Genomic DNA, 12,692 nt, shown 5'->3' with positions numbered 1-12,692 from the left:
ACACGAAACCGACAGTCGAAACAGAAAACGCGGCCCCGATTTTGGGACCGCGTCTTTGCGTCAGAAATGTCTGACTGGTTTAGTTCAGCGCCGCGTCGGTCACCTGATGTGTCCACGCCCCTTCCGGCTTCGCGGTGATGACCGGATCGGACCCACCTGCGAGCAGCGTGCTGACCGTACGCTCAAAATCAGCCGGGTCCAACGCCCCGTTCGATCCTGCGGTCAGTTTAGCAATCTCGCCCATCATGCGTTTCTGATGCTCTTCGGTCTGCGCGCCGGTGGCGTCATTGTCGAGAACGATCAGAGCCGCCTCATCCGGGTTCTCTTCGGCATATTTCCAGCCCTTCATCGAGGCCCGCACAAAGCGCTGCATTTTCTCAACAAAGGCTTCATCACTCAGGTTCTCTTCCAGCACGTAAAGACCATCTTCCAGCGTTGCCACGCCCTGATCTTCGTACTTGAAGGTCACCAGCTCATCCGGGTTCACGCCTGCATCAATGACCTGCCAGTATTCATTATAGGTCATGGTGCTGATGCAATCGGCCTGACGCTGCAACAGAGGATCGACGTTGAAGCCCTGCTTCAGCACCTCTACACCGTTTTCAGCCTTGCCGCCTGTGTCGATGCCCAGCTGGCTCATCCAGCTCATAAACGGGAATTCGTTGCCAAAGAACCAAACGCCGAGGGTGCGGTTCTTCAGATCCTCGGGCGAGGAAATCCCCGCATCCTTCCAGCAGGTCAGCATCATGCCCGAGCTTTTGAAGGGCTGTGCGATATTGACCAGCGGCAAGCCTTTTTCCCGCGCGGCCAGTGCGGCCGGCATCCATTCGACGGTCACATCCGCACCGCCACCCGCGATCACCTGAGTGGGCGCGATATCGGGGCCGCCCGGCAGGATGGTCACGTCCAGATCTTCTTCCTCGTAGAACCCCTTGTCCTTCGCGACGTAGTAGCCTGCAAACTGCGCCTGCGTGACCCATTTGAGCTGCAACGTCACCTCATCGGCGGCCAGTGATGCACTGGCGGCCAGGCTAAAGGCGGCAACCGCCCCGCTGAGTAGCTTTTTCATCTTCATCTTCTCCTTGTTACGAATTGTGCCCCGTTTTCGGGGTCTGGTTGGTCTTGTTATCTGCGTTGTGAGGGGTGCCAAAAGGTTACCATTTTTTCGAGCCCAGCCACCAAAGCATAGAACACTGTTCCGGCGACTGCTGCTACTGCGATTTCGGCCCAGACGAGGTCGATCGACAGGCTGCCCACCCCGGTTGAGATTCTAAAGCCCATGCCGCGTGTGGGTGAGCCGAAATATTCGGCTACAATCGCCCCGATCAGCGCCAATGTGGTGGCGATTTTGAGGCCATTGAATATGAACGGCATGGCCGCAGGCAGGCGTAGCTTGATCAGCGTTTGCGTATAGCTGGCCGCATAGGTCCGCATCAGGTCGCGCTGCATCGCATCCGCCTCACGCAGGCCTTGCACTGTATTCACAAGGATCGGGAAGAACACCATCACCACGACCACAGCCGCCTTGGAGTGCCAGTCGAACCCGAACCAACTGACCAGAATTGGGGCGATCCCAACGATGGGCAGTGCGGCCACGAAGTTACCGATTGGCAGCAACCCTCGGGTCAGAAAGACGGACCGGTCGATCAGAACGGCCGTCAGAAAGGCAGCAGAGGCACCGATTGCGAAGCCAGTGAACGCGCCTTTGAACACGGTCTGTTTGAAGTCCTGCCACAGAATATCGGTCGAATTCACAAAGGTCTGCGCCACCATCGACGGCGGCGGCAGGATTACGGGCGAGACGCCCAGCCCTTGCACCAGCCCCTCCCACAGGATCAGTAGCGTGACACCAAAGAGCACGGGCACAAAGACGCGCACACCTTTGGAGTCCCGGTAGATCGACCGCGCCAGCCATGCGTTCAGCCACCAGGCACCGGCCCAGAAGACGAGTGAAAAGATCAACCAGCTCATGCGCTCATCCCCATACGTTTCAGGGTCACTCGCTGCAGTATGTCCAGTAAGGTCACCAGAATGCCCGCCAGAATGGCCGCTGCGAACAACGCCGCCCAAATGGCCAAAGGCGTACCGAACTGATCTCCGATCAGAATGCGTGCGCCGAGGCCCGAGATCGCTCCGGTAGGAAGTTCACCCACAATGGTCCCGACCAGGGCCGCCGCGATACCCACCTTCAGCGATGTAAACAGATAAGGCACCGAGGACGGCAGGCGCAGTTTCAGAAACGCCTGCAACCCAGTCGCGTTGTAGGTCTGAAGCAAATCCAGCTGCGAAACAGCTGGCGAGCGCAGCCCTTTAACCATCCCGACCAGCACGGGGAAATAGCATAGGTAAGCCGAGATAATCGCCTTGGGCACCCCGCGCCCTTCGATCCCTAGCTGAGAACTCAGGACGATGATCATCGGAGCCAGCGCCACGATCGGCACCGTTTGGCTGATGATGGCCCATGGCATCAGGCTCATATCCACAACACGGGAATAGACGATGGCCACGGCCCCCAGGATACCAACCGCCGTGCCCAGCACAAACCCCCAGAGCGTGGATTGCAGCGTGATCCACCCGTGATAGATCAACGAGCGTTTCGACATCGCCCGGCCCCTCATCACCATTTCGCCGGTAGTTTTCCAAAGCTCCTGCCCGACTTGAACGGGCGTTGGCAGGCGCGGCCGGTCCAGCTCATAACCACGTGCAATATGCGACGGGTTTTGCACCATCAGAACCCAAACCGAGACCTGCTGACGATCCCTCGACGCCTCGGGCGTCACGGTTTCCCCTGCCCGTTCCGCCTGATCGAGCGAGACACGAACATTCATTGGTGCGACCGCCAGATACCACAGGACCGCAATGGCCAGCAGCACAGTCAGAACCGATAAGACCTGCTTCATGCGTGCCACTCCATCCGGTAGACCGGCACGGTGTCCGGGGGCACGGGAGGCTCTTCGCTTGTTACCTCGAACCCTTCGCGTTGATAGAACCGTTGCGCCGCGGTGTTCGGCGTGTGTGTCGTCAGCCAAAGAAACGCGCGTCCCTCTTTGGCCTTGTCGACAAAGCGCTTGCCTATGCCCTGACCGGTCCGCCTGCAATAAAGTGCGCCGATCTTCTGCTCATTCGGATCTACGGACATGTAGCAATCGACCGGGTTGCCCGTGACCCAGATCTCACGATGATCGAATGCCTCTTCGATCATGGCCGTCAGTTGTTCAACTGGCAGCTCTTCCGGCATCCAATCCGTCTGGCAAGCCCAATCATGGATCACTTGGGCACAGGCCGGCACGTCCTGCAACGTTGCGCGCCTGATCATATCCGAGGCCTTATCAGTCATCATAGGAATGCCCCGCCCGCAGGCCGTCCCGCACCCGGTGTGCTACCTCAATAAACTCAGGCGTATCGCGGATATCCAAGGGCCGCTCCTTGGGCAGAGGGCTGTCGATCACATCCGTAATCCGCCCGGGCCGAGGACTCATCACCACGATCTTGGTGCTGAGATACACGGCCTCAGGGATCGAGTGCGTGACGAATCCAATCGTCTTCTCGGTACGCGCCCAAAGCGCCAGAAGCTGCTCGTTGAGGTGATCGCGCACGATTTCGTCCAACGCGCCAAACGGTTCGTCCATCAGCAGGATATCCGCGTCAAAAGCCAAAGCCCGCGCGATACTGGCCCGCTGCTGCATACCGCCCGAAAGCTGCCATGGGAATTTCCCTCCAAATCCAGCAAGATCAACAAGTTCGAGAACTTTGGTCACGCGCTCTTCCTGATCGGACGCGGAATAACCCATGATCTCAAGCGGCAGCTTGATGTTCTTGGAGATGGTCCGCCACGGATACAGACCCGCCGCCTGAAACACATAGCCATAGGCCCGCTTGCGCCGCGCCTCATCCGGGGTCATGCCGTTGACGGTCAACGTACCGCCCGTCGGGGTCTCCAAAGCCGCGATGCAGCGCAGAAAAGTGGTCTTACCGCAGCCCGAGGGGCCGATAAAGCTGACAAAGTCGCCTTTGTCGATCGTCAGGTTCACATCTTTCAGCGCATGAACCGGGCCGTCATTCGTCTGGAAGGTGAGATCCAGCTGCCTTGCCTCGATCACAGGCTGGGTCGTAGAGTCAGTGTTCATTCCATAGCCTTGAAAAATTTGATTGCGGGCCGCCCGACAAGCGGCCCGAATGCGTCAGACACCCGTCGCCGGAATCCCCGTCCGCTCCACCGGGCGCGGGGCGGTCAGTTCTTTCCAGGTGCTCAGCGCTTTGTTCACATGGGTGTTGGCCTCACGCGCCACGAACTTCCCGTGCCCTTCCTGTGTCTGGATCTCGCCATCATGCACGGCAACCGAACCACGGGTCAGCGTGAACCGGGGCAACCCGCGCACTTCTTTACCCTCGAACACGTTGTAGTCGATCGAAGACTGCTGTGTTTCAGCCGAAATCACCTTGGCCTTGTCCGGATCCCACACCACCAGATCAGCATCTGCACCAACCAAAACTGCACCCTTTTTCGGATAGCAATTCAATATCTTGGCGATGTTTGTTGAAGTAACGGCTACGAACTCATTCGGCGTCAAACGCCCTGTATTCACCCCATAGGTCCATAGCATCGGCATCCGATCCTCCAACCCTCCGGTCCCGTTCGGGATCTTGGTGAAATCCCCCACGCCATACCGTTTTTGCTCGGTCGTAAAGGCGCAATGGTCCGTGGCGACCACGCTCAACGTTCCCGATTGCAGGCCGTTCCAAAGGCTGTCCTGATGTTGCTTGTTCCGGAACGGAGGGCTCATGACCCGCCGCGCCGCATGTTCCCAATCGTGGTGGAAATACTCGCTTTCATCCAAGGTCAGGTGCTGGATCAGAGGCTCTCCCCAAACCCGCTTGCCCTGCATCTTTGCGCGCCGAATGGCCTCATGTGCTTCTTCGCAGGAGGTGTGCACCACGTACAAAGGCACACCAGCCATATCGGCAATCATGATCGCGCGGTTGGTCGCTTCTCCTTCGACCTGCGGCGGACGGGAATAGGCGTGTGCCTCGGGGCCGGTATTGCCCTCGGCAAGCAGTTTGGCACTCAACTCGGCCACCACGTCACCGTTCTCAGCATGTACCATCGCGGTGCCGCCCAACTCGGCCAGGCGTTTGAACGAGGCAAACAACTCATCGTCATTCACCATCAACGCGCCTTTATAGGCCATGAAATGCTTGAACGTGTTGATGCCGCGCGTTTCGATCACCGTCTTGATGTCATCAAACACCTGCTCACCCCACCAAGTCACCGCCATGTGGAACGAGTAGTCACAATTCGCCCGCGTTGATTTGTTGTCCCAACGCTTAAGCGCATCCAGCAAGCTTTCGCCCGGATTGGGCAGCGCGAAATCCACAACCATCGTCGTGCCACCGGCCAAAGCCGCGCGCGTGCCGCTTTCGAAATCGTCGCTGGAATAGGTCCCCATGAACGGCATCTCAAGATGCGTATGCGGATCAATCCCGCCCGGCATGACATAGCAACCGGTCGCATCCAATTCTTTGTCGCCGCGCAGGTCCGGCCCAATCTCGGTGATCACGCCCCCCTCAACTTTTACATCCGCCTTATAGGTCAGATCGGCGGTTACGATGGTCCCGTTCTTGATGACAGTACTCATTTCAAACTCCCTGTTGCGGTCTGCGCCGCTTGCTTAATCTGGCTAAAAATATCCCGGGGGAGTCGCCCCATGGGCGACGGGGGCAGCGCCCCCTATTCCACGATCTCCGCCGTCTCAACGACCGCATGCAGCAAAACATCCGCCCCGGCAGCCGCCCAATCTTTGCTGATCTCTTCAGCCTCGTTGTGGCTCAGGCCATCTACGCAAGGGCACATCACCATCGCGGTCGGCGCGACCCGGTTGATCCAACAGGCATCATGCCCAGCACCCGAGATGATGTCCGTATGGGAATACCCCAGCCGCTCTGCCGCGTCGCGCACGGCGGCCACACAGCCCTCGTCGAATTTGACCGGATCAAATCCACCGACCTTTTCGAATTCAATCTGAAGGCCCATTTCGTTCACGATATCCTCTGCCGCCACACGCAGGCGGTTTTCCATATCAGTGATCACATCCAACTCGGGCGAGCGGAAATCGACCGTAAACACCACCTTGCCCGGAATCACATTGCGAGAGTTCGGGTACACATCGATATGCCCCGCAGCCCCAACCGCATGCGGCGCATGTGACCAGGCAATCTCATCCACTTTCTCAAGAATACGCGCCATCGCCAGACCCGCATTCTTGCGCATCGGCATCGGGGTCGAGCCGGTATGGGCATCCTTGCCGGTTACCGTGATCTGGGTCCAACTTAGCCCCTGACCGTGGGTGACGACGCCGATATCCTTGTCCTCGGCCTCCAGAATCGGCCCTTGTTCTATATGCAGCTCAAAGAAGGCATGCATCTTGCGCGTGCCGACCTCTTCCTCGCCGCGCCAGCCGATACGCTGCAATTCATCGCCGAATTTTTTACCCTCGGCATCCTCGCGGTCATAGGCCCAATCCTGCGTGTGCATCCCGGCAAACACGCCCGAGGACAGCATCGCGGGGGCATAGCGTGTGCCCTCTTCATTGGTCCAGTTGGTCGCCACGATCGGATGTTTGGTTTTGATTCCCAAATCGTTCAGCGTGCGGATGATCTCCAACCCGCCAAGCACCCCTAGAACCCCGTCGTATTTCCCGCCGGTCGGCTGTGTATCCAGATGCGAGCCGACATAAACCGGCAGCGCCTCCGGGTCCGTGCCCTCTCGTCGTGCGAACATGTTACCCATCTGATCCAAGCCCATGGAACAGCCCGCGTCCTCGCACCAGCTTTGGAACAGCGCGCGCCCTTCGGCGTCTTCATCGGTCAGCGTCTGGCGGTTGTTGCCGCCCGCAACGCCGGGGCCGATCTTGGCCATCTCCATCAGGCTGTCCCACAACCTGTCGCCATTGATCCTGAGATTCTGCGCCGGAGCTGCCATAGTCTTCTTCCCTGTTGCTTGCGATTGGCTCGCTTTTGGTGTCTTGATTTGACCATCTGGTCAAACTCACGCTATCACGGGTTCGACATCAGTCAAGAAATTGCGCGCCATCGCTGGAGTTTTCAGCAAAATCCCCTATGAACTGGCGCAAAAACAGACACGTTGGATACATGCCGAAAGACCGCGCACCCACCAGAATACAAAAGAAAAATCGCGCTGCGATTCTGGAAGCCGCGCTCGAGGTCTTTTCGACCCACGGGTTTCGCGGGGCCACCGTGGATCAGATCGCGTCCGCTGCCGGGCTGAGCAAACCCAACCTGCTCTATTACTACCGCAGCAAAGACGCGATTTATGCCGCCCTGCTCGAGCGTCTTCTGGACACGTGGCTAGACCCGATGCGTGCTATCGATCCCGATGGCGACCCTCTGACCGAGCTGTTGGGATATATCCACCGCAAACTGGAAATGAGCCGCGACTACCCGCGCGAAAGCCGCCTGTTTGCCAATGAGATCATTCGCGGTGCCCCGCATATCTATGACGTGCTGTCCACAGATCTGAAAGCACTGGTTGATGAGACCTCGGCCCTGATCCGCCGCTGGATGGCCGAGGGGCATATCGCCGAGGTGAACCCCTATCACCTGATTTTCTCGATCTGGTCTTTGACCCAACATTATGCGGATTTCGACGTCCAGATCCGCGCCGTTCTGGGCGAGGATGACGCCGATCCCTACCCCGAGGCGAAAATCTATCTTGATCAGGTTTTCACGCGCCTTCTGACGCGGTAACCGCTATTTCGCGGGTTTCAGCGCCAGAATACGGCGCAAAAGCACGATCAACATAGCGATCAGAATGGTCAGGTCGCCCATGGTTTTGACCGTATTGATCTTGGGCACCTTTCCGGCATCCTTGACGATCGCGGTGTACATTTTCGGCTGCTGCACCCCATCCATGTGATCCTTGGCCGAGGCCTTCACATAGGCGTCAAAATTCTGCAGTGCCTTGACCTTTTTAACCACCTGCCCAAGGAAGCGTTGGTCCAACTGACGCTCTTCCTTCAGCTTCGCCATCATCTCTTCGAGAGAGCGCTTCAGCTTCTCAAGGCTGTCCACGTCACGTTTGATCTGCTTTTGATGCTGAAGAAAATTCTTGGCGGCCATCGCATCACGTTGCTTGGCCTTGGAGAGGGCAACGTTCTTTTTGGACGTGTCACGGTCAAGCTTGGTGACCTTGTTGCCGCCCTTGCTCCGGCCCGGTGGTGCCGCTGGCATGACATTCTCCTTTGATCCTGTCTGTCAGCGGCAGTGTAGCACCGAACCGGCTATTTAGGGATGAGTGTTTCCCTTACTCCGCCGCTTTCGCCATCGGATTGTTCGGATGCGAGGTCCAGTTGGCATAGTCCGGCTGCACAGTTTTGCCAGTACGCGGATCGACCGCGCCTGCTGCCATCGGCTCCATTGTGATGCAGCCTTCGATCGGACAGACATCGACGCAGAGGTTACAGGCAACACACTCGTCATCCATCACCTCGAACACCCGATCATCAGACATCGAGATCGCCTGGTGGCTGGTATCTTCACAAGCCGCATAGCACCGGCCGCATTTGATGCACTGGTCCTGATCAATCTTGGCCTTGGCCACATAGTTCAGGTTCAGATACTGCCAGTCGGTGACATTGGGCACCGCACGACCAATAACCTGGTCGACGCTGGTATAGCCCTTCTCATCCATCCACTCGGACAAACCCGCCGTCAGTTCATCAATGATCTTAAACCCGTAGGTCATCGCAGCGGTACACACCTGCACATTGCCACAGCCAAGCGAGATAAACTCGGCCGCGTCGCGCCAGGTGGTCACGCCACCAATGCCTGAGATGGGCATACCATGCGTGGCCTCAGCCCGCGCGATTTCGGACACCATCGACAGGGCAATCGGTTTGACCGCCGGACCGCAATAGCCGCCGTGGCTGCCTTTTCCGTCAATCGAGGGCTCAGGGCTGAAAGTGTCCAGATTGACGCTGGTGATCGAGTTGATCGTGTTGATCAGTGACACCGCATCTGCGCCACCATTACGTGCTGCCGCCGCAGGTTTGCGGATATCGGTGATGTTCGGCGTTAGCTTCACGATGACCGGGCGGTCATAGTATGTCTTGCACCATCGGGTCACCATCTCGATGTATTCTGGCACCTGCCCCACGGCAGACCCCATGCCCCGCTCGCTCATGCCATGCGGGCAGCCGAAGTTCAGTTCGATCCCGTCCGCGCCTGTCTCTGCCACGCGCGGCAGGATGGCTTTCCACGCCTCCTCCTCGCAGGGCACCATGATCGAGGCGATCAGCGCGCGATCCGGATATTCCGCCTTGACCCGCGCCATTTCCTCAAGGTTCACCTCTAGCGGGCGGTCGGTGATCAACTCGATGTTGTTCAGGCCCAGCAACCGCCGATCCGCGCCGTAGATCGCGCCATAGCGCGGCCCGTTAACATTCACGACCGGAGGGCCTTCGGCCCCCAGTGTTTTCCAGACAACGCCGCCCCATCCGGCCTCGAACGCGCGGCGGACGTTGTATTCCTTGTCCGTCGGCGGCGCAGAGGCCAGCCAATAAGGGTTAGGGCTGGAAATGCCCAGAAAGTTTGTCGTCAGATCGGCCATAGCTTCTCCCTTCCCGGCTCAGCCGGTTTTTTTGAATATCATTTCAGTCGGGCGAATGCGCCCGGCCTGTAGGTTTGTTACGTAGTTTTGGAACTTCTCAGGTGCCGTCTCGCCCATCATCAGGTGGATGCCCAACGCGGGCGGGCCGCTTTCGGCCATGCGCGCAAAGGCTTCCTCAAAGAAAGCTAGCGCGAACTCCGTGCGGTCAGTCTCAGTCACCAGTTCCAGGCCCGCGGCGCTTGCGGCATCGCGGTAGACATCGGGCGTGTGGACGAAGGACGTCTCGGCCACGGTGGACCATGGCAGAGGAAACGCAAGCGGCTCAGCCGCCTCACCGCCCATCACGTCGAACAAGGCAAATGTTCCGCCTGTCGCCAAAGCCCGAGAGACTTCGGCGAACAATCCCGCCTTGTCTTCGATGTTCATGCCAACATGGAACATCACGGCCAGATCGAACCCGGCGTCGGGAACCGGCATGTCGAGGGCGCTGCCAACCAGAAACTCCGACTTGTCGGAATGTCCGACAAGATCACTGAGCGTCTTGGCCGTTTCGACAAACTCAGGCGTCAGGTCGACCCCTGTGACCGTCGAGTCATACCGATCCACAATATAGCGCGATGTCCCGCCGATACCGCAGCCAACGTCCAGCACACGCGTTGCGTGGGTGGGTGAGAGCTGAGCGAACAGGTTATCGGTCGCCTTCACACCACCCGTATGAAACTCGTCCCCGGCCTTGAGGTCGGCAACGGTGGCTGCATCCGGGTCAATACCACTGGCCTCAAGCGCCGCGCGGACGCGTTCGGTCAGGGCACCGGTTGTGTAGTGTTGGGCAACAGCTTGTTCGATCTGGGACATGACGATACCTCAGCAGCAATAAAAATGGGGTGAATACCCCATCCTATCACGAAACGAGCGTTGCGTGGATGTCCATCGCCGCATCACGGCCTTCGGCCACGGCTGTTACGGTCAGATCCTCGCCACCTGCGGCGCAGTCGCCACCCGCCCAGACACCGTCCAGAGAGGTTCGCCCTGCCCCGGTGACAGCGATCTTGTTGCCGTCCAGCGCCAGACCTTCGGGCGCGCCTTCCAGGGTTTGACCGATGGCCTTGAGGACCTGATCAGCCGGAAGCCGGATCATCTCGCCCGTCCCTTCTAGCCTGCCGTCCCGAGTGGTGGTGTATTCCAGTTCGATATCGACCGCCGATCCATTGCCGTAAACGGCAACCGGCTGCACATTCGTCAGAATCCGCACCCCGTGCGAGGCGGCGAGGTCCTGTTCATACCGGCTAGCACCCATCGCATCGCGCCCTCGGCGATAGGCAATCGTAACATGCTCAGCGCCCAGCAGTTTTGACTTCACGGCAGCATCCACCGCCGTCATACCTCCACCGATCACGACCACATTCCGCCCGACCGGCAAGTGAGCCAGATCTTCGGCCTGACGCACATCCGAAATGAAATCCACAGCAGCCCGCACACCGTCCTTTTCGGTGCCTTGCGCACGCAGCGCATTTACACCCGCCAGACCGATCGACAGGAACACGGCATCATAGTTCTCGACCAACCCGTCCAGTGAAATCGTATCGCCCAGAACCGAGCCCGTCTCGATCGCAATGCCACCAATCTTCAGAAGCCAATCCACTTCGGCCTGAGCGAAGTCATTGGTCGATTTGTAGGCAGCGATCCCGTATTCGTTCAGACCGCCGGGTTTCGGCTTGCACTCGTGAATCACCACGTCATGCCCCAGCATCGCCAGACGGTGCGCACAGGCAAGACCAGCAGGCCCTGCCCCAATCACGGCAACCGTTTTGCCGGTAGGCGCGGCGCGTTCGAAGGGGTGATCGCCCGCTTCCATAACGGTATCAGTCGAGTAACGCTGCAAGCGACCGATCTCGACCGGTTTGCCTTCGGCGGCTTCGCGAACGCAAGCTTCCTCGCACAAAGTCTCGGTCGGGCAAACGCGGGCGCACATGCCACCCAGAATGTTTTGCTCGAGAATCGTGCGACCGGCTGCTTGCGGCTGACCAGCCTGGATCTGGCGAATGAACAACGGAATATCGATATCCGTCGGACAGGCCGTCACACACGGCGCGTCATAGCAGAAATAACAGCGATCTGCCGCCACGGCGGCCTCATGTGGGGCCAAAGGCGGATGCAGATCGGTGAAATTCGAGGTCAGCTCATCGCTGGAAAGCCGCCCTGGGACAATCCCGGGTGCCATCTGGCCCTGTGCCATCACTCTACTCCCTGTAGATATGTTTGTTGTGAGGCTCAGCTTGCCACAATCTGATTTTTTATCAATTGGTAAATTTTATCACCCGGTCAAAAAATGAAAAATCCGGGCATTTCACCCGGATTTCACTGATTTTGCCCAAAATTGATGCGGGATTGGGTCAGATCATGCCCGTCAAGTGCCCGGATTTCATCCAAACACGCGCGCCATCCGGCCCCGCAACGGCCTGTGAGCGCGATCCGGGAGGCAGGCGTAGCCAGTCCCACGCAGCGAATGACTCACCGCCTTCGTCAAAGCTGCCGGTGATAACAAACACCTCAAGCCCGCCTTCAGCGTTCAGATCAATAGCCTCACCCGCGGCCCATTGCGCGATACGCACATCCTCATGCTCATCCTTAAACAGGCGCAGATCGCCCTGACCGTTGATCGAGCGTTTGACCTCGGTCCGGTCGGAGGGGTCGAATTGATGCAGCTTGACCAGAATGGTCGCCCCGTCGGCCGCCGAAGGCGTATGGGACGAGGTCGGAGGGTTGCGAACATAGCTGCCCACCGGGAAGTCTCCGGTCTCGTCCTGAAAGACGCCATCCAGAACCAGATACTCCTCCCCACCATCATGGGTATGGGCCGCGAAGGCACTGCCGGGGGCGAAACGCACGATCGTGGTGGCGCGGGCGACTTCCTCACCGATGCGGTCCAGCATCTTGCGCTCGACCCCGGCCGCTGGCGATTGCACCCACTCGGTCTGATCAAAATGCACCGCGGCGCGTTTGGTGAAATCCGCGTTGATCCTCATGGCGGCCTCCTGCTTTGAGTTTCCTGCGTGAGATGGGATGG

At 58.7% G+C, this 12,692-nt stretch carries 13 protein-coding genes; 1 reads left to right on the top strand and 12 read right to left on the bottom strand.

Features of this window, described 5'->3' with window-relative positions; genetic code table 11:
- Positions 1-79: 79 nt before the first annotated feature.
- The 7 genes from J7394_RS01915 to J7394_RS01885 form a co-directional block, all read right to left on the bottom strand.
- The gene (locus J7394_RS01915) at positions 80-1,069 is read right to left on the bottom strand and encodes an ABC transporter substrate-binding protein (RefSeq protein ID WP_170376562.1); all 990 of its coding nucleotides are present in this window, start codon (positions 1,067-1,069) and stop codon (positions 80-82) included.
- A 56-nt stretch (positions 1,070-1,125) separates the two neighbouring features.
- Entirely contained in the window at positions 1,126-1,971 is an 846-nt protein-coding gene (locus J7394_RS01910) for an ABC transporter permease (protein WP_170660395.1), read from the bottom strand.
- Positions 1,968-2,900 (bottom strand): ABC transporter permease, encoded by a 933-nt coding sequence (locus tag J7394_RS01905; protein ID WP_209250546.1) that lies wholly within the window; start codon positions 2,898-2,900, stop codon positions 1,968-1,970. The genes J7394_RS01910 and J7394_RS01905 overlap by 4 nt, the downstream gene beginning before the upstream one ends.
- Entirely contained in the window at positions 2,897-3,340 is a 444-nt protein-coding gene (locus J7394_RS01900; protein WP_371811911.1) for a GNAT family N-acetyltransferase, read from the bottom strand. The genes J7394_RS01905 and J7394_RS01900 overlap by 4 nt, the downstream gene beginning before the upstream one ends.
- A complete protein-coding gene (locus J7394_RS01895; protein WP_209250544.1) occupies positions 3,330-4,127 on the bottom strand; it encodes an ABC transporter ATP-binding protein in 798 nt (265 codons plus the stop codon). Before J7394_RS01895 ends, J7394_RS01900 begins: the two co-directional genes overlap by 11 nt.
- A gap of 54 nt (positions 4,128-4,181) precedes the next feature.
- On the bottom strand, positions 4,182-5,636 hold the full coding sequence (gene hydA / locus J7394_RS01890; protein WP_209250542.1) for a dihydropyrimidinase: 1,455 nt from the start codon (positions 5,634-5,636) through the stop codon (positions 4,182-4,184).
- Positions 5,637-5,728: 92 nt separating this feature from the next.
- The gene (locus J7394_RS01885; RefSeq protein ID WP_209250540.1) at positions 5,729-6,979 is read right to left on the bottom strand and encodes a Zn-dependent hydrolase; all 1,251 of its coding nucleotides are present in this window, start codon (positions 6,977-6,979) and stop codon (positions 5,729-5,731) included.
- A 170-nt stretch (positions 6,980-7,149) separates the two neighbouring features.
- Here J7394_RS01885 and J7394_RS01880 point away from each other — a divergent pair, with 170 nt between their 5' ends.
- Positions 7,150-7,764, top strand: a complete 615-nt coding sequence (locus J7394_RS01880) for a TetR family transcriptional regulator C-terminal domain-containing protein (protein WP_209250539.1) — start codon at positions 7,150-7,152, stop codon at positions 7,762-7,764.
- A 3-nt stretch (positions 7,765-7,767) separates the two neighbouring features.
- On the opposite strand, the gene J7394_RS01875 is transcribed toward J7394_RS01880, so the two are convergent.
- The 5 genes from J7394_RS01875 to J7394_RS01855 all read right to left on the bottom strand — a co-directional run bounded on the left by J7394_RS01875 (position 7,768) and on the right by J7394_RS01855 (position 12,651).
- Positions 7,768-8,247 carry a hypothetical protein gene (locus J7394_RS01875; RefSeq protein ID WP_209250538.1) on the bottom strand — a complete coding sequence of 160 codons (480 nt, stop codon included), beginning with the start codon at positions 8,245-8,247 and terminating at the stop codon, positions 7,768-7,770.
- 73 nt (positions 8,248-8,320) lie between these two features.
- The gene (gene preA, locus J7394_RS01870) at positions 8,321-9,625 is read right to left on the bottom strand and encodes an NAD-dependent dihydropyrimidine dehydrogenase subunit PreA (RefSeq protein ID WP_209250537.1); all 1,305 of its coding nucleotides are present in this window, start codon (positions 9,623-9,625) and stop codon (positions 8,321-8,323) included.
- Positions 9,626-9,643: 18 nt separating this feature from the next.
- The gene (locus J7394_RS01865) at positions 9,644-10,480 is read right to left on the bottom strand and encodes a class I SAM-dependent methyltransferase (RefSeq protein WP_209250536.1); all 837 of its coding nucleotides are present in this window, start codon (positions 10,478-10,480) and stop codon (positions 9,644-9,646) included.
- Between the two features lie 46 nt (positions 10,481-10,526).
- A complete protein-coding gene (locus J7394_RS01860; RefSeq protein WP_209250535.1) occupies positions 10,527-11,861 on the bottom strand; it encodes an NAD(P)-dependent oxidoreductase in 1,335 nt (444 codons plus the stop codon).
- A gap of 157 nt (positions 11,862-12,018) precedes the next feature.
- A complete protein-coding gene (locus tag J7394_RS01855; protein ID WP_209250532.1) occupies positions 12,019-12,651 on the bottom strand; it encodes a cupin domain-containing protein in 633 nt (210 codons plus the stop codon).
- Positions 12,652-12,692: the final 41 nt, after the last annotated feature.

The sequence above is a fragment of the Ruegeria sp. R13_0 genome (assembly GCF_017743995.1).
Classification (GTDB): domain Bacteria; phylum Pseudomonadota; class Alphaproteobacteria; order Rhodobacterales; family Rhodobacteraceae; genus Ruegeria.
Note: the sequence above shows the minus strand (reverse complement) of the source record. Positions and strands in the feature narration are given on the sequence as shown.

Excerpts from the sequence above, each read along its gene's own strand:
- J7394_RS01915 (WP_170376562.1), bottom strand. The coding sequence starts at position 1,069 with ATGAAAAAGCTACTCAGCGGGGCGGTTGCCGCCTTTAGCCTGGCCGCC.
- J7394_RS01910 (WP_170660395.1), bottom strand. The coding sequence starts at position 1,971 with ATGAGCTGGTTGATCTTTTCACTCGTCTTCTGGGCCGGTGCCTGGTGG.
- J7394_RS01905 (WP_209250546.1), bottom strand. The coding sequence starts at position 2,900 with ATGAAGCAGGTCTTATCGGTTCTGACTGTGCTGCTGGCCATTGCGGTC.
- J7394_RS01900 (WP_371811911.1), bottom strand. The coding sequence starts at position 3,340 with ATGATGACTGATAAGGCCTCGGATATGATCAGGCGCGCAACGTTGCAG.
- J7394_RS01895 (WP_209250544.1), bottom strand. The coding sequence starts at position 4,127 with ATGAACACTGACTCTACGACCCAGCCTGTGATCGAGGCAAGGCAGCTG.
- hydA (WP_209250542.1), bottom strand. The coding sequence starts at position 5,636 with ATGAGTACTGTCATCAAGAACGGGACCATCGTAACCGCCGATCTGACC.
- J7394_RS01885 (WP_209250540.1), bottom strand. The coding sequence starts at position 6,979 with ATGGCAGCTCCGGCGCAGAATCTCAGGATCAATGGCGACAGGTTGTGG.
- J7394_RS01880 (WP_209250539.1), top strand. The coding sequence starts at position 7,150 with ATGCCGAAAGACCGCGCACCCACCAGAATACAAAAGAAAAATCGCGCT.
- J7394_RS01875 (WP_209250538.1), bottom strand. The coding sequence starts at position 8,247 with ATGCCAGCGGCACCACCGGGCCGGAGCAAGGGCGGCAACAAGGTCACC.
- preA (WP_209250537.1), bottom strand. The coding sequence starts at position 9,625 with ATGGCCGATCTGACGACAAACTTTCTGGGCATTTCCAGCCCTAACCCT.
- J7394_RS01865 (WP_209250536.1), bottom strand. The coding sequence starts at position 10,480 with ATGTCCCAGATCGAACAAGCTGTTGCCCAACACTACACAACCGGTGCC.
- J7394_RS01860 (WP_209250535.1), bottom strand. The coding sequence starts at position 11,861 with ATGGCACAGGGCCAGATGGCACCCGGGATTGTCCCAGGGCGGCTTTCC.
- J7394_RS01855 (WP_209250532.1), bottom strand. The coding sequence starts at position 12,651 with ATGAGGATCAACGCGGATTTCACCAAACGCGCCGCGGTGCATTTTGAT.